We start from the raw sequence: 16,971 nt of genomic DNA, 5'->3' as shown, positions 1-16,971 counted from the left end.
AGAGGAATGCCTCAGACGAAGAAGTCGACGCTCGTGCTCGTCGCCGAGCGCGCGGGGGTGTCGATCGCCTCGGTCAGCCGGGTGATGAACGGGCTGCCCGCCTCGGAGCAGGTCGTCGAGCGCGTGCGCAAGGCCGCCGACGAGCTCGGCTACGCCCCCAACGCCACCGCCCGCTCGCTCAAGGCGGGCAAGACCGAGCAGATCGCGCTCGCCGTCGCCGACGTCGGCAACCCGGTCTACGTGGGGATGATGCACGAGATCTCGAGGGTGGTGACGAAGGCCGGCTACCGCCTGGTGCTCTCGTCCACGGGGTCCGACCCGCAGGACCAGATCGACCTGCTCACCGCGCTCAACCGCGGCTTCGCCGACGGCCTCATCCTCAGCCCACTGCGTGTCACCGAGCAGCTGGGGGAGAAGCTCGCGGGCAGCCGCCTTCCGATCGTGATCATCGGATCGGTGCCGCCCGGCGTCGAGCTCGACAACGTGCGCGCCGACTCGGCCACGGGCATGGGGCTCGCCGTCCAGCACCTGGTCGAGCAGGGCCGCGAGCGCATCGCGCTGGTCAACGGTCCGCTCGACACCGTCCCGGGCGCCGCGCGTCTCGGCGGCTACCTCCGCGCCCTCGAGGCGCACGGCCTGCCCGCGAATCCCGAGGCGCAGGTCGCCGCGAAGGACTTCACCTACCGTGCCGGGCTCAAGGCGGCCGCGCGGCTCCTCGACCAGTGCACGCCGGATGCGGTGGTCTGCGCCAACGACCTCCTCGCCATCGCGGTACAGAAGGTCGTGACCAGCCGGGGCCTGCGGATCCCGGACGACATCGCGATCGTCGGCATGGACGACACCGAGCTCGCCGAGCTGGCCCAGCCCGCCATCACGAGCGTCGACCTCGGCTCGGTAAAGCGCGCCAAGACCGCGGCGCGTCTGCTGCTGCGTCGTCTCGACGACCCGCAGGCGCCGATCGAGCAGGTCGTCATCGAGCCGAGCCTCACCGTCCGCGCCTCGAGCGTCTCCGGAGCGAGGGAGTCGGGACTGTGACCGCCACCGTGAGCGACGCCGCGCGCCGCGCCGCCACCCCGAAGGGGACCGCCTCGAACCCTCCGAAGGCGCCCAAGCGCCGCCGCAACCGCGGCTACGCCGGCAGCGGGCGCGACGCGTGGCTGCTCGTCCTCCCCGCGCTCATCCCCGTCGCAGCGTTCAGCGTCTACCCGCTGGTGCAGGGCATCCTGCTCGGCTTCACGGATGCGGAGGCCGGCCTGAACAAGGTCGTCACCTTCAACGGGATCGACAACTACACGCAGCTGCTCGGCAACGAGCTGTTCTGGAACTCGTTCCGCATCGGCCTCATCTGGGCCTTCGGCGTCACCATCCTCCAGTTCCTGGCCTCGCTGGGCCTGGCCCTCCTGCTGAACCTCGACCTCAAGCTGCGCTGGCTCGCCCGCACGCTCGCGCTCGTCCCGTGGGCGATGCCCCCGGTGATCATCGCGATCATGTGGCGGCTCATGCTGAACCCCACCTACGGCCCGATCAACGGTGCCATGAAGGCGGTGGGGCTGCCGGGCGACATCAACTGGCTCGGCGACTTCTCCACCGCGCTCCCCGCTGTCATCGTGGTGGGCGTGTGGGCGGGCATGCCGCAGACCACGATCACGCTGCTGGCCGGCCTGCAGAACGTCTCGGCCGACCTCCACGAGGCCGCCGCCATCGACGGCGCCAACACGTGGCAGCGGTTCTGGCACATCACCCTGCCGGCGCTGCGCCCGGTGATCGTGGCGATCACCACGCTCGACCTGATCTGGAACTTCAACTCCTTCGCCCTGGTCTACGTGCTCACCGCCGGCGGGCCGGGCGGTCAGACGATGCTGCCCATGCTCTTCGCCTACAACGAGGCGTTCCGCTACGGCAACTTCGGCTACGCCGCCGCGATGGGCAACGTCATGGTCGTCGTGATCGCCGCCTTCCTCTTCTTCTACCTCCGAAGCCAGGCGAGGAGCCGACTCTCATGACCCAGGCAGTCGCCACCGTCCCGCGTCAGCGCCGTCCGTTCCGCGTCGCGCGTCCGTTCCAGTACCTCGCGCTGGCCGGATACATCGTCTTCCTCGGCTTCCCGCTGCTGTTCCTGCTCACGACGGCGTTCAAGACGCCGCAGGAGCTGCAGTCGCCGAACCCGACGTTCCTCCCCACGACCTTCAACGTCGACAACTTCGCGGCGGCGATCGAGAAGGCGAACCTCATCCACGCGGCGGGCAACAGCCTGTTCGTGGCCGTCTTCACCACGGTCATCGTGACGCTGATCTCGCTCCCGGCCGCCTACGCTCTGGCGCGCTTCAAGACGAAGCTCCGCGGGGTGGCCACGGGCTGGATCCTGCTCAGCCAGGTCTTCCCGTTCATCCTCATCATCATCCCGCTGTTCCTCGTGCTGAAGCAGATCGGGCTGATCAACAACCTGTTCGGTCTGATCCTCGTCTACACGGTCTGGTCGCTCCCGTTCGCGCTCTGGATGCTCCAGGGCTACGTGGCGGGGATCCCGGCCGAGCTCGAGGAGGCCGGAGCCATGGACGGGGCGTCCCGCATCCGCATCCTGCGCTCGATCGTGCTGCCGCTCCTGGGCCCGGGCCTCGTGGCGACCAGTCTGTTCACCTTCATCTCGTCGTGGAACGAGTTCTTCTTCGCGCTCGTCCTCATCCAGGATCCGAACCTGCAGACCCTGCCCCTCACCCTCGCCCGGTTCGTGGGCGCGGAGGGACAGGTGCAGCTCGGACAGCTCGCCGCAGCGTCGCTGCTGGCGACCATCCCCAGCCTCGCGTTCTTCGCCCTGATCCAGCGCCGGCTCACCTCCGGCCTGATGAGCGGCGCAGTCAAGGGCTGATCGCCCGACCCACCAGGGTGCCCCAACCCACGAGGGGACCCCGACCCACCAGGAAACACAGTCAAGGAGACATCATGAAGAGAAAGGCAGTGCTCGGCATCGGCGCCGTGGCCCTGGCCGGGCTGCTCGGAGGCTGCGCCTTCGGCGGAACCGGAACGTCGAGCGGCGGTTCGACGCCCGACGGCCCGGTGACGCTCACGTTCCAGAGCCTCGCGTATCAGGACTCCACCGTGGCGGCGACGAAGGAGATCGTCGACTCGTGGAACGCCGACCACCCCGACATCCAGGTGAACCTCACGCAGGGCAGCTGGGACAACGTGCACGACCAGCTGGTCACGCAGTTCCAGGGCGGCACCGCGCCCGACATCATCCACGACGAGTCGAGCGACATCATGGGCTTCGCGAACCAGGGCTACCTGGCCGACCTCAGCCCGTACCTGTCCGACGACGTGAAGAACGCCGTCAGCGACGACGTGTGGGACACCGTCACCACCTCCGACGGCAAGATCGTCGCCGCGCCCACGCTGCTCCAGACCTACGTGGTGTTCGCCAACAAGGATGCGTTCGCCGCCGCCGGCGTCGACCTGCCCTCGGGCGACCAGCTCACCTGGGACGACCTCGCCGCCGATGCGAAGAAGCTCACGGCCAACGGGAACTACGGTGTGGGCTGGGGCCTCAAGCAGCCCACCGCGGCCGTGATGAACACCTCGCTCGGCTTCGACGGCACCTTCTTCGACGTCAAGGACGACGGCTCGGCCACGATCGACGTCGGCGACGACGAGCTCGCCGTGCCGGAGGCCATCCACTCGATGGCGTACGACGACTCCTCGCTCGATCCGGTGACGCTGACCCAGTCGGGGTCGGATGTGCTCCCCGGCTTCCTGGGCGGCAAGTACGCCATGTACATTGGCGGCAACTTCCTCGCCCAGCAGATCGGCGAGTCGGCGCCCGCGGGCTTCAACTGGACCGTGCTGCCGCCCCTCGCGGGCTCGGCCGGGCCGGTCCAGGCGGCCAACCCGCAGACCATGTCGGTCTCGGCGCAGAGCAAGTACCCGGAGCAGGCCACGGAGTTCATCGACTACTTCATGAACGCCGACAACCAGGCCAAGCTCGCCCAGGGCGACTGGCTCATCCCCACCTCCGCTCCCGCCCGCGACCTCGTCGCCGAGCAGACCGGGGCCGACTCGGTCTGGGTCCCCATCCTCAAGACCGGGGAGCAGCTCAAGGGCGCACCGTTCCAGAAGGCGACGAACTACCCGCAGTGGAAGGACCAGTACGCCACCCCGGGTCTGCAGCAGTACTTCTCGAACTCGATCGGCCTCGACCAGCTGAAGCAGCAGCTGACCGACGGCTGGTCCTCGATCGGCTGACGCCCGCGCGTCGGCATCGAACCGCGCGGCGGGGCCAAGCGACCCAGCGCCCCGCCGCGCATCCACTCATCTCATCCAAGGAGAACGGCTTCAGATGGACCTGCTCGAGGACAAGGCGACCGGCGCCCTCGCCGGCGCCGCCGTGGGCGACGCGCTCGGCGGGGCGGCGGAGGGCAACACCCCGGAGGTGATCCAGCAGCGCTACGGCGGCTTCATCGAGGGGATCGTGCCCCCGTTCAACGCCGACTGGCGCCACGCTCGGCCCATCGCGCCGTACCACAAGGGCGACGGCCACATCACCGACGACACCCTCATGACGACGGCCCTCGTCGAGGTGTACGACACCGTGCGCGACCACCTCGACGCCTACGCGATCGCCGACCATCTGGTGCCTCTCCTCATCGGCGAGACCCGGTGGATCCCGGAGCTCGAGACCGAGACGATCCTCCTGCAGCGGCTGTTCCTGGCCGAGAAGTGGCTGGTCGCGAGGCTGCACTACGGCCACATCGACCCGCGCGAGGCGGGGGTCGGCAACATCGTCAACTGCGGAGCGACCATGTACATGGCCCCCGTCGGCATCGCCAACGCGGGATCCCCGTCCGGCGCGTACGCGGAGGCGATCGACATCGCCGGCGCCCACCAGTCGAGCTACGGCCGGGAGGCCGCGGGCGTGTACGCGGCCTGCGTCGCCGAGGCGATGCGCCCCGGCGCGTCGGTCTCGTCGGTGATCGACGTCGCCCTGTCGCTCGCGAAGGACGGCACCCGCGACGCGATCGAGGCCGTGACCTCGGCCGCGTCCGGGCTCGGCAGCGACTGGCGGTCGGCGCTCGCGCCGCTGCGCGAGTCCGTCCTCCCCTTCGACACCGTCGGTCCCGACTACCGGGCGCCGGCGCGCGACGCGCGCATCCCCTCGCGGACGAAGTCGATCGAGGAGCTGCCGATCGCCCTCGGCATGCTCGTCGTGTCCGGCGGCGACTACCGCCAGGCGGTGCTCGGCTCGGTGAACTATGGCCGCGACTCCGACTCCATCGCGGTGATGGCGGGCTCGATCGCGGGCGCGCTGGGCGGCGCCGCCGTCGTCCCCGCGGAGTGGACCGACGAGGTCAGCGCGGCCAGTCGGCTCGACGTGACCGCGTCGGGAGCCGTGATGGCGTCGGTCGCGCGCGACGTGTGGGAGAAGGACCGCGCCCGCTTCGACCAGCGTGCGGTGCTCTTCGGCGCCCTCGCGGGAGCCGCCTAGGATGCTGCGCTTGAGCTGGACCCAGCCCGAGGACCTCGTCCCGCACGCGTTCGCCGCGGCTCGGCTCGACGGCGTCGAGGTCGACGATCTCGTCCGCGAGTGGGAGGCCGCGGGCGGTTCGCTCGTCGCGCCCGTCAGCGGGGCGACACCCGGACCCGCTCCCGAGGAGCTCCGCGCCCAAGGTCGTGCCCTCCTCGACCGCATCGACCAGCGGGCCGTGTCGGATGCGGTGCGTCTCGCCGAGCCCGACGACCTCGAGACGATCCTCGACCTCGCACCGGCGGCTCCTCCTCTGCCTGCGGTGGATGCGGATGCGCTGGGGGATCGGATCCACGGCGCCTGGCTCGGCCGCGCCGCGGGCTGCCTGCTCGGGAAGCCCGTCGAGAAGATCCCGCGCGAGGGCATCCGCGCGATCGCGCAGTCGACCGGCAACTGGCCCCTCTCGTCGTACTTCACCGAGCAGGGACTCGACCCGGAGCTCGCCGCGCGTTACCCGTGGAACCGGCGCAGCCGGCCGACGAGCCTTCTCGAGAACATCGACGGCATGCCCGAGGACGACGACCTCAACTTCCCCCTCATCGCGCTCGACCTGCTCGAGCGGGTCGGCGAGCGCTTCAGCACCGACGACGTCGCGCTGTCGTGGCTGGCGAACCTCCCCGGCGGGCGGGTCTTCACCGCCGAGCGGATCGCGTACCGGAACCTCCTCGACGGATACGAGCCGGAGATCGCTGGGGCGGTGCGCAACCCGTTCCGCGACTGGATCGGCGCGCAGATCCGCACCGACGTCTACGGCTGGGCCCACCCGGGCGATCCGGTCGCCGCTGCCCGCCTCGCCGCGGTCGACGCCCGCCTGAGCCACGGACGCAACGGGCTCTACGGCGCCCTCTTCGCGGCGGCCGCGTGCTCCGCGGCCGTCACGGCGACCGAGGTCGGCGACGTGGTCGCCGCCGGGCTCTCCGTGGTGCCACGCGACTCGCGCTTCGCCGCGGCCGTCGGCCTGGGCGCCGAGCTCGGCGCCGGTCCGCTCGACGCCGAGGCCGCTCTCGACCGGATCTACGCGGAGTACGGGCACCTGCACTGGGTGCACGTGCTGAACAACGCGGCCGTGCTCGCGTTCGCGCTGGTCCGCGGGGACGGCGACTACGAGCGCACGATCACGACGGCCGTCTCGGGCGGCTGGGACACCGACTCGGTGGGCGCCACGGCAGGGTCGATCGCGGGCGCGCTCCTGGGCGCCTCCGCCCTGCCGGAGAAGTGGATCGCTCCGCTGCACAACCGGCTCGCCTCGAGCGTGCCGGGCTTCGACGGCATCGGGTTCGACGAACTCGCCCGCCGCACGGCGGCGCTCGCCGATCGACACCTCGCCGACGCGGGAACGGATGCGGAGGTGCTCGCATGAGCGACACGACCACTCCGGTCGACGTCGATGAGGCGGCGACCAACCTGCTGAACCCGCTCGTGCCCCGGCCCATCGACCTGCCGACCGAGCTGCCCCTCGAGGGCACGCTCTCGCCGGAGACGGGCGACATCGCGAAGGTGTTCGCCGCCCCCGACGACCCGACTCTCTGGCCGGCCTGGCGTGCCGCGCTGCGCCGCTGGCGCGACGATGCCGTCGCCCGCCTGGCCGACGACGGAGCGGTCTACGAGCGGCCAGAGACGCGCTGGACGCAGACCTGCTTCAGCGTCGCCCTGGTCTGGCTCTGGGACGAGCGGCTCTTCGACCGTGCCGCCGGGTGCTTCGACGTGGCGGGCTTCCTCGCCCGCACCGCCGACCACGGCGGATTCGACGGCGTCGTCCTCTGGCACGCGTACCCCGTGATCGGCATCGACGACCGCAACCAGTTCGACTTCTACCGCGACGTGCCGGGGCTCTCCGACGTGGTGGCCGCGTTCCACGAGCACGGCGTGCGGGTCTTCCTCGACTACAACCCGTGGGACACCGGGACCCGGCGGGCGCCGCACGACGACGCCGAGGAGCTGGCCCTGGTGGCGGGTGAGCTCGGGGTGGACGGGGTCTTCCTCGACACCATGAAGGAGGGCGACTCCCGACTGGTCTCGACGCTGCTCGGCGCGCATCCGCCCCTCGTGCTCGAGGGCGAGTCGCGTGTGCCGAACCAGCGCGTCGTCGACCATCAGCTCAGCTGGGCCCAGTGGTTCGCCGACTCCGGCGCCCCCGGAGTGATGCGCGCGCACTGGCTCGAGCGGCGGCACATGATGCACTCCACCCGCCGTTGGAACCGCGACCACTCCGACGAGCTGCAGGCCGCCTTCATGAACGGCACGGGCATGCTCGTCTGGGACACGGTCTTCGGCGTCTGGGTGGGCTGGAACGACCGCGACAAGGCGACCCTGCGACGGATGCTGCGCATCCAGCGGGCCGTGTCAGGTCTGCTGATCGAGGGCGAGTGGACGCCGCTCGTCGATGCGACGGAGGCGGCGCTCGCGGCGGGCGTGTACGTGTCGCGGTTCGACGGCCGGCGTGCGCTCGCGGGCGTCACCCTGTGGACCGTGGTGAACCGCGGCGACGACGACGTGACCCTGCCCGTGCTCGTGCCCTTCGCTGACGCGGCCGGCGCAGGGCCGGACCCGTCGTCCCGGTCGTTCGCCGACGTCGGATCCGGTCGTCGTCTCGGCGAGGACGACTGGGTCGACGACGCGCTCGTGCTGCCCGTTCCCGCCCGGGGCCTCACCGCCGTGGTCGGCGTCGCGGGCGGGGTGGACGAGCCGGACTGGCTCGAGCCCCTGATCGCCGCGGCCGCCGCCGATGCCGTCGAGCACGACGCGACCTTCCCCGATCGTCGCGCGGAGCGCATCCGGGCCGTGCACTCGGGTCGGCCCGCTCCCGCGGACGCGTCCGTCGTGCGGGTCACCGCCGCCGAGAGGGAGCTGCCGCTGACGCACCGCCGTCGCGAGACCGGGATGTACCAGGGCGCGCCCTACGTGGAGGAGTGGAAGCCGCTGCCGCCGCGTCTGCACGACGACCGCTCCGAGACCGTCCTGGCGACGGTGGCCGAGGTCGACGTCGCGACGCGCGAGGTGTCGAACGCCGAGTACGCCGCGTTCCTCGCCGCCACCGGCTACCGACCGCGCGACACCTCTCGCCTGCTGCCGGACTGGATCGACGGACGTCCCGCCGCCGGCACCGACGAGATGCCCGTCGTGTCGATCGACCTCGAGGATGCGCGCGCCTACGCGGCCTGGGTCGGCGGCCGGCTGCCCACGGAGCACGAGTGGCAGGTCGCCGCGGGGCTCCCCGGCTTCGAGCGTCGCACACCCCTCGTCTGGAACTGGACCGAGAGCGAGCACACCGACGGCGTCACCCGGTTCGTGATGCTCAAGGGCGGGAGCGATCACGTCTCGACGGGATCGGACTGGTACACCGACGGCGGACCGCGCGAGCCCTCGTTCAGCCTCAAGCTGCTGCTCACCGGGCTCGGCGTCGACCGCTCGCCGAGCATCGGCTTCCGCGTGGCCTGGGACGCGTCGTGAGCGGGCCGGCGCGGGGCGCGGGGCCGCTCGACGGGATCCGCGTGCTCGACGTGTCGACGCTGTTCGCCGGACCGCTGGCGGCGACGTTCCTCGGCGACTTCGGCGCCGACGTCATCAAGGTCGAGCACCCCCGACGGCCCGATGCGGCACGAGGCCACGGCCCGTCGAAGGACGGCGTCAACCTCTGGTGGAAGACCCTCGGGCGCAACAAGCGCACGGTCACGATCGACCTCGGCACCCCCGAGGGCGCCGAGCTGCTGCTCGCGCTCGCGGCGCAGGCCGACGTGCTCGTGGAGAACTTCCGTCCGGGCACGCTCGAGCGTTGGGGCCTCGGCCCTGAGGCGCTGCACGCGGCCAATCCGCGGCTCGTCATCGCCCGCGTCACGGCGTTCGGGCAGGTCGGCCCGTACTCGTCGCGTCCGGGATTCGGCAGCCTGGCCGAGGCGATGAGCGGGTTCGCGGCCCTCACCGGCGAGCCGGACGGTCCGCCCACGTTGCCGCCGTTCGGCCTGGCCGACGGGATCGCGGCGTTGGCGACGGCCTACGCGGTGATGGTCGCCCTGCGCGGCGTCGACTCCTCGGGCCACGGCCAGGTCGTGGACATGGCCATCATCGAGCCCATCCTCATGCTGCTGGGCGGCCAGATCACCGCGTACGACCAGCTCGGCACCGTGCAGCCCCGGACCGGCAACCGGTCGGTCAACAACGCTCCCCGGAACGTGTACCGCACGGGCTCGGGCGAGTGGGTGGCGGTGTCGACGAGCTCGCAGTCGATCGCCGAGCGTGTGATGCGCCTGGTCGGACGTCCGGACGTCGTCGACGAGCCCTGGTTCGCCTCCGGGCACTCGCGCGCGGAGCACGCCGACGAGCTCGACTCCGCCGTCGCGGCCTGGATCGCGGCCCGCCCGACCGACGAGGTCGTCGACGAGTTCGAGCGGGCGCAGGCCGCGATCTCCCGGGTCTACGACGTCCGGGGAGTGGTCTCCGATCCGCAGTACCAGGCGATCGGCACCGTGCAGACGGTGGACGACGACGAGCTCGGGCCGCTCCGGATGCAGAACGTGCTCTTCCGGCTCTCCGAGACCCCCGGGGCGATCCGCTGGACCGGGCGGCGCCACGGCGCCGACACCGAGTCGGTGCTCGGATCGATCGGGCTCTCGCCCGAGCGGATCGCCGAGCTCCGCGACCGGGGGGTCGTGTGAGCGCCGCGACACCGCTCGTCACCGGGCTGTACGTTCCGGGGGACCGGCCCGACCGCTTCGACAAGGCGGTCGCGACGGGCGCGGATCTCGTGATCCTCGACCTCGAGGATGCGGTCCGCCCTGACGCCAAGGCCCTCGCACGCGAGGCGGTCGTGGCGTGGCTCGCCTCGGCCGAGGGCCGGGAGGCGGGCGCCCGCACGGTGCTGCAGGTGCGGGTGAACGAGGGGTCCGCCGAGGACCTCGCGGCGCTCGCCGCCCTGGGTGCCGATCGCCCGCCCTTCGAGGTGCGGCTGCCCAAGGTCGAGACCGTCGACGAGCTCGACCGCGTCGCGTCCGCGCTCCCCGGGGTCCCGGTCACCGCGCTCGTCGAGAGCGCCCGCGGGCTGGAGGGCGCGGCGACTCTGGCGGCGCATCCGGTCGTCACCCGGCTCGCCCTCGGCGAGTCCGACCTCGCCAGCGAGCTCGGCAGTCGCGCCGATGCCGTTCTCGATCATCTCCGCATCCGCCTGCTCGTCGCCGCCAAGGTCGGCGGCCTGCCCGCGCCGATGCTGTCGGCGTACCCGGCCCTCCGCGACCTCGAGGGCCTGCGCCTCGACACCGAGCGAGGGCGGGCGCTGGGCGCGGAGGGGAGGGTGGCCGTGCATCCGTCGCAGCTGCCCGTCATCCGACGCGCCTTCGCCCCCGCGGAGGCCGACGTGGCGTGGGCGCGCGCCGTGCTCGCCGCACTCGACGAGGCCGGAGGCGGCGTCGCCACCCTCGCCGATGGCGAGATGGTCGACCCCGCCATGCGCGGCCGGGCCGAGGGCATCCTCGTCCGGGCCGAGCGCTCGGCCGACACTCCCTGATCCCACCGCACCCCTGCCTCACCCCACCACCTCGAGAGGAGTTCACGACGATGTGGACCACCACCCTCCGGACCGCCACCCTCGGCGCGGCGGCCGGCCTGCTCACGGCGGTCGCCGTCCCCTTCGGCACGGCAGCCGCGTCCGCCGCCCCGGCCGGGGCCGCCGCCGCTTCCGCTGCCGTCCCGGCCGCCGCTCCCGCGGGGCAGCTCGTGCCCGGGGAGGTCGAGAGCGCGGCGATCGGCGGCCCGATCGACTACACCGTGTACCTCCCGCCGGGGTACGACGGTTCCGGCCAGACGCGGTACCCGAGCGCCTACCTCCTGCACGGCCGCGGCGACACCCAGGCGGCGTGGCAGCAGATGGCGCCCGTGCTCGACCAGATGATCGCCGACGGCACGGTCCCGCCGATGATCGTGGTGATGCCCGACGCGCCCTGGAGCAACCGCGGCGGCTACTACGTCGACTCGCAGTACACCGGATCCGACCCGTCGACGACGCCGGGCGCCGCCGTGGAGACGGCGTTCACCACCGATCTCGTGCAGCACGTCGACGCCACCCTGCCCACCATCGACGACCGGGCCGCACGCGTGGTCGGCGGCTACTCGATGGGCGGGGCGGGTGCCCTGCGCTACGCGCTCGTGCACCAGGACCTCTTCGGCCAGGCGCTCGTGCTGAGCCCGGCGGTGTACGTGCCCTCCACCCCGGTCGACTCGTCGACCCGCGAGTTCGGCGCCTACGGGGTGGGGGACGAGCTCTACGACGAGGCGCGCTACCAGGAGCTCAACTACCCGGCGGCGCTCGCGGCGTTCGACCCGGCGCTGCCCGTGCACCTGTTCATCGCGGTGGGCGACGACGAGTACGTGAACCCCGATCCGGCGGATGCGATCCACGACCTCGACTACGAGGCCGCCACCCTCTACAACAGGGCCAAGCGCGTTCCCGGCATCACCGCCGAGATGCGCACCTACGACGGCGGCCACGACTGGGGTGTGTGGGAGCGCGGCTTCCGCGAGGGCATGACGGACATCGCCGCCCATCTCGCCACCGAGCCGCCCGCGCCCTTCGAGGGCATCCAGGTCGGGTCCGCGCGCGACGACTTCGCGGGCGGCGTGCTCGGCCACCCGGACGGCTCGGTCGTGCAGGCGGTCGCGGCGGGCGGCGACGCACTCGGCGCCACCTCGGCGGGTGGCACCGACATCCTGGTGCAGCGTCTCGACGCCGACGGCCAGGCGCAGTGGACCACCCCGATCGCCTCCCCGTTGAACGAACGGAGCTACGGCGTGGTCGACGGGGGCGACGGGTCGGTCATCGTGGGCGGCTACCAGCGCATCGACCACGCGGGGGCGCAGAACGACGACATGCTCGCCGTGAAGGTGTCGGCGGACGGCGAGGTGCTCTGGACCGCCACGCTCGGCGATCCCGGAGCCGCCGATCGCGCCTATGGCGTGGCCTCCGACGGCCGGGGCGGCGCCTACCTCGCCGGATACACCTCGGGTTCGGTCGGCGGCGCGACCTCCGCCGGCGACAAGGATGCCCTCGTCGCGCACGTCGACGCCTCCGGCGCCGTGACCTGGACGACGCAGGTCGGCTCGTCGGGTGAGGACAAGGCGTTCGGGATCGCCGTTCTGGCGTCGGGCGACGTCGCCGTCGGCGGCACCGCGGGCGGCACCATGCCCGGGGCCGCGTCGAGCGCGGGCGGCTACGACGGCTGGGTCGCCGTGCTCACGCCCGACGGGGCGGTGTCGACGCTGACGCAGCTCGGCAGCACCTCGACGGACCAGGTGTCGGCCCTCGGAGCGCTGCCGGACGGCGGATTCGTCGCCGCGGGATGGGCCGGAGGCGACGTCGCCGGGTCGACGGCGCCCTCCGCCGGGGGAGTCGACGTCATGCTCGCGGCCTTCGACGCGTCGGGGACCGAGCGCTGGCGCACGCTCTGGGGCAGCGCGGGCGACGACCGAGCCTCCGCGGTGGTCGTCGGGTCCGGCTCGGTCCTCGTGGCCGGCGCCACATCGGGGGCTCTCGGGGCTCCGGCGGGCGGGATGGACGCCTTCGCGGTGCCGGTCGACCCCGCGGGCACGATCGGGACGGCCGTCCAGCTCGGCAGCCCGCAGCGTGACGCCGCCGACGAGTACGACGAGACGAACCTCTTCGCCGCTGCGGGGCCGTCGGGTCGGGCATGGCTGCAGGGGGTGACATACGGCGCCGTCGACGGGGCTGCCTCGGCGGGCGGGGCCGACGTGTTCCTCACGACGGTGCCGTTCGCCGACGCGGCCGCGCCGGGTGAGGGCGGGGGCGGTGACCCCGGAGCGGGCGCGGGAGGCGCCCCGGGCGATCCCGGCGCAGCCTCACCGGGCGGCGCCGGCGGCGGCCCGCTCGGCGCGGGCGCGGGGATCCTCGGCGCGACGGGATCCGACGCGGCGCGCATCGCGGCCCTGGCCGCCCTCGCGCTCCTCGCCGGCACGGGCGCCGTCCTCCTCCGCCTCCGTCGGGCGTCTCGCGGCCGACTAGAGTGAGGCAGGGGGAGGGGTCATGGGGAACCGGCGGATGCGCTCGGCCGCGGCGGTGTCGATCACGGCGGTGATCGTGCTCGCCCTGACGGCCTGCATGCCCTTCCACTCGACACCTCAACCGCACCTCCCCTCGACCCCCGCCGCATCGCCGCAGTCGCGTGCGGTCTCGGGCTTTCTCCTTATCCGGGATCCGACGATGACCGACGCGGAGATCGCCGAACGTCAGCAGCGCCTCTGGGACACTGGGGACGACAGCTGCGTCGCTCCGGAGGGCTTCGAGGACATCGCCGCGGGCGGCGCGGTGCAGCTGCGGCAGCCGGACGGGACGGAGGTGTCGGGTGTGATCGGCACCGGCGTCTGGGACTCCGACGCGATGTCCGCCAATCACATCCTGGGCTGTGGGTTCCCGTTCACCGTCGAGGGCGTGGCCCTACTCGAGGGGGACTACGGCCTCCGGATCGCGGGTGGTGACGAGCCGGGGTGGGTCGTCTCGGCGGGTGAGATCCGCACCGGTCCCCGCATCATCCTCGGATGAGGCGGGAGGCCACGGGTCTCGCGCGTGAGAGCGCTCTCAGGGCGGCCAGCGGAAGGGCGCATGGCAGCGCTATAGTCGCATCCGGCCCCTCGATCGGGCATCCCCCACCACGACGGAAGCGACCGTGACCGACCACGCCCCGACGACCACGCCCCGGCGTGCGCTGCGGCCCGACATCCAGGGTCTGCGCGCGCTCGCCGTCGTGGCCGTCATCCTCGATCACGCGATCGGCTGGCCGCTGGGCGGCTTCGTGGGCGTCGACGTGTTCTTCGTGATCAGCGGCTTCCTCATCACCGGGCTGCTGCTGCGCGACGTCGAGCGGACCGGGCGGGTGTCGTTCCGCGACTTCTACGCGAAGCGGATGCGGCGCATCCTGCCCGCGGCGCTCGTCGTGCTCGCGATCACCGCCGCGGCCGGGTTCGTCGTGTTCAACGTCACGCGCGCCTGGCAGACGGTGTGGGATGCGGTGTACTCCCTCGTGTTCGTCGCGAACTGGCACTTCGCCGCGCAGGGGACGGACTACTTCCACGCCTCCGACGCCGTGTCGCCGCTGCAGCACTTCTGGTCGCTGTCGGTGGAGGAGCAGTTCTACCTCGTGTGGCCGGGGCTCGTGATGCTGCTGCTGCTCGTGCTGCCGGGGGCGTTGCGGCCGGGTGCGGCTGCTTCGGGTTCGGCTTCGGCGGCTTCGGCTTCGCGGATGCGGGCGGTGCGGATCGTCGTGGGCATCGCGGCGGCGATCGTGGTCGCCGCGTCGTTCGGATGGGCTGTGCTGCAGACGGGCTCCGACCCGACTGTCGCGTACTTCTCGACGCTCACCCGCGCGTGGGAGCTCGCTCTCGGCGCCGTGCTCGCCGCCGCGGTTCCCCTGCTGCTGCGCCTGCCCTCGGCGCTGCGGGCGGTGCTCGGCTGGGCGGGTCTCGCGGGGATCGTCGCGTCGTTCTTCCTGATCGACGGCGGCTCGACGCCGTTCCCGGGACCGTGGGCGGCGCTGCCGGTGGCGGCCACCGCGGTGCTCATCGTGGGCGGCGTCGGCGGCGGGCGGCAGCGCCACCTGTTCCCGCTCACCAACCCCGTGTCGGTGTTCCTCGGCGACATGTCGTACTCGCTGTACCTCTGGCACTTCCCGGTGATCGTCTTCTTCGCCGTGCTCCTGCCGACGCCCGGCCCGACCACCACGGGCATCGTGCTGGCCACCATCGGCGCGCTCTCCCTGGTGTCGTACTTCCTCGTCGAGCAGCCGCTCCACCGCTCGCCGCTCCTCCGCTCGTTCCGCGCGGCAGCGCCCGGCGACCCGGACCCGGTTCCGGATGCGCGTGCCGGCTCCTCTTCCACCCCGGCCCGGGCGGGCACCCGGTACGGGTCAGGCGCCTCGCCTGCAGTGTCCACGCGGTCAGCCGGCCGCGGGTCCGCCGCCACCCCCGCGCCGACCGTCCGTTCGACGAGTGCCAGCGGCGAGCAGGGTGCTACTCCGAACACGGGCACACGCTACGGCGGTGGCGCCGCCACCACCCGGCCGCCGGGCTGGACCCCGGGCTCGCTCTACAGTCCCGCCTCCGCGCAGCGCCTCCGCCCGGGCAACTCCCGCGCCGCGTCCTCCCGTCAGGCCGCGTCCCGCCCCGCCGGCGCCCCCGCGCCGGCCTCCGCGGCTGCGAGCCCCGCCGGTGCCCCGCCGCACCCCCATGCCGACCCCGCCCCCGCCCCGCTCACCGCATCCGCCACACCCACCCCGCTCACCGCATCCGCCACACCCACCGCGCCCGGCGAGCCCGCCACACCCGGCGAGCCCACGCCCACCACACCCACCCCCACCGCGCCACCGCGGGTGCGGACGCGGGAGGAGGCGCGCGCGGCGCGGCGCGCGGCGTGGGGCGCGTGGCGCGAGCGCTTCGGCACGCAGTTCCTGCTCTCCGGCAGCGGGCTCGTGGTGGTCGTGGTCCTCCTCGCCCTGGTGCTGCAGTTCACCGTGCGCGGGGGCGCGCCGCTGGCGCAGTTCGACTTCGGGGGAGGCGGCGCGGGAGCGGGCGCCGGCGGCGACACGAGCCAGGTCGCCGATCCGACGCCCATCCTCCAGGACGCCCTGCAGCAGGCCCTCGGCGCCACCGAGTGGCCGAACCTGAGCCCCTCGCTCGACCAGGTGATGTCGCGCACGTCGAGCGACAACCCGGCGCGGACGTGCTTCGACCCGGGGGCGACCCCGGACTTCGGCCGCTGCACCTGGGGGAGCGGATCCGCCCCGAACCACATGTACCTCGTCGGCGACTCCACCGCGATGGCATACGCCCCCGCGTTCAAGAAGCTCGCCGAGCAGAGCGCCGGGCAGTGGCGCATCACCACCATCGGCCTCTACGGATGCCGCTTCACCGATGTCCTCGTGAAGAACGACGGAGCGGGCGTCATGGACTCCTGCCCTCAGCGCAAGGCCGACGTCGCGGCGCAGATCAGTGCCGACTCTCCTCAGCTCGTCGTCGTCTCGAACGCCTACGCCCTCGGCAACGCCGCCTCCGGATCGCCCCTGTCCGCATCCGCGCTCATCGCCTCGACGCAGACGGAGATGGCGAAGTACGGCGTCCCCGGCCGCATCGTGTACCTCGCGCCCCCGCCCCTCGGAGCGGACCTCGGCACCTGCTACTCGCCCGTGACGGGCCCGTCGTCCTGCGCGGTCGCCGTCGACGGCGCGTGGCACGACTTCGAGAACGCGGCGGAGTCGGCGGCGGCCGCGTCGGGCGATCACGCCATCAGCTCGCTCCCGTTCAGCTGCTGGAACGAGATGTGCCCAGCCTTCGCGGGCACGCTCCCGACGAAGTACGACGAGACGCACCTCACGGTGGCGTTCTCCGAGTCGCTCAGCGCCATCCTGAGGTACGACCTCGCGTCGCTCGGCCTGATGTAGCCGCGCGTCGCGCCGTTCGAGCCG

Annotated in this window: 12 protein-coding genes; all 12 read left to right on the top strand. The window is 72.7% G+C overall.

The features are described 5' to 3' along the window. Positions 1–6: 6 nt before the first annotated feature. Positions 7–1,035, top strand: a complete 1,029-nt coding sequence (locus IEX69_RS08420) for a LacI family DNA-binding transcriptional regulator (RefSeq protein WP_085020577.1) — start codon at positions 7–9, stop codon at positions 1,033–1,035. Then, a complete protein-coding gene (locus IEX69_RS08415) occupies positions 1,032–2,003 on the top strand; it encodes a carbohydrate ABC transporter permease (RefSeq protein ID WP_229756284.1) in 972 nt (323 codons plus the stop codon). The genes IEX69_RS08420 and IEX69_RS08415 overlap by 4 nt, the downstream gene beginning before the upstream one ends. After that, positions 2,000–2,866, top strand: coding sequence for a carbohydrate ABC transporter permease (locus IEX69_RS08410; RefSeq protein ID WP_085020576.1), 867 nt, complete (start codon positions 2,000–2,002; stop codon positions 2,864–2,866). Before IEX69_RS08415 ends, IEX69_RS08410 begins: the two co-directional genes overlap by 4 nt. Positions 2,867–2,940: 74 nt before the next feature. Continuing rightward, entirely contained in the window at positions 2,941–4,236 is a 1,296-nt protein-coding gene (locus IEX69_RS08405; protein ID WP_085020575.1) for an ABC transporter substrate-binding protein, read from the top strand. Positions 4,237–4,330: 94 nt separating this feature from the next. Beyond that, positions 4,331–5,476, top strand: coding sequence for an ADP-ribosylglycohydrolase family protein (locus IEX69_RS08400; RefSeq protein WP_085020574.1), 1,146 nt, complete (start codon positions 4,331–4,333; stop codon positions 5,474–5,476). 1 nt (position 5,477) lies between these two features. Further along, on the top strand, positions 5,478–6,875 hold the full coding sequence (locus IEX69_RS08395; RefSeq protein ID WP_085020573.1) for an ADP-ribosylglycohydrolase family protein: 1,398 nt from the start codon (positions 5,478–5,480) through the stop codon (positions 6,873–6,875). After that, the gene (locus IEX69_RS08390) at positions 6,872–8,965 is read left to right on the top strand and encodes an SUMF1/EgtB/PvdO family nonheme iron enzyme (RefSeq protein WP_085020572.1); all 2,094 of its coding nucleotides are present in this window, start codon (positions 6,872–6,874) and stop codon (positions 8,963–8,965) included. Before IEX69_RS08395 ends, IEX69_RS08390 begins: the two co-directional genes overlap by 4 nt. Continuing rightward, complete coding sequence (locus IEX69_RS08385) at positions 8,962–10,167, top strand: CaiB/BaiF CoA transferase family protein (protein WP_085020571.1); 1,206 nt, start codon at positions 8,962–8,964, stop codon at positions 10,165–10,167. The genes IEX69_RS08390 and IEX69_RS08385 overlap by 4 nt, the downstream gene beginning before the upstream one ends. Then, positions 10,164–11,012 carry an HpcH/HpaI aldolase/citrate lyase family protein gene (locus IEX69_RS08380; RefSeq protein ID WP_085020570.1) on the top strand — a complete coding sequence of 283 codons (849 nt, stop codon included), beginning with the start codon at positions 10,164–10,166 and terminating at the stop codon, positions 11,010–11,012. Before IEX69_RS08385 ends, IEX69_RS08380 begins: the two co-directional genes overlap by 4 nt. A 50-nt stretch (positions 11,013–11,062) precedes the next feature. Next, positions 11,063–13,525, top strand: a complete 2,463-nt coding sequence (locus tag IEX69_RS08375; RefSeq protein ID WP_085020569.1) for an alpha/beta hydrolase-fold protein — start codon at positions 11,063–11,065, stop codon at positions 13,523–13,525. A 193-nt stretch (positions 13,526–13,718) separates the two neighbouring features. Continuing rightward, positions 13,719–14,057 (top strand): hypothetical protein, encoded by a 339-nt coding sequence (locus IEX69_RS08370; RefSeq protein ID WP_157127266.1) that lies wholly within the window; start codon positions 13,719–13,721, stop codon positions 14,055–14,057. Between the two features lie 124 nt (positions 14,058–14,181). Beyond that, a complete protein-coding gene (locus IEX69_RS21085) occupies positions 14,182–16,947 on the top strand; it encodes an acyltransferase family protein (protein WP_268235390.1) in 2,766 nt (921 codons plus the stop codon). Positions 16,948–16,971: the final 24 nt, after the last annotated feature.

The sequence above is a fragment of the Cnuibacter physcomitrellae genome, assembly GCF_014640535.1.
Taxonomy (GTDB): Bacteria; Actinomycetota; Actinomycetes; order Actinomycetales; family Microbacteriaceae; genus Cnuibacter; species Cnuibacter physcomitrellae.
The sequence above is the reverse complement of the archived record's forward strand: the minus strand, read 5'-3'. Positions and strand labels throughout refer to the sequence as shown.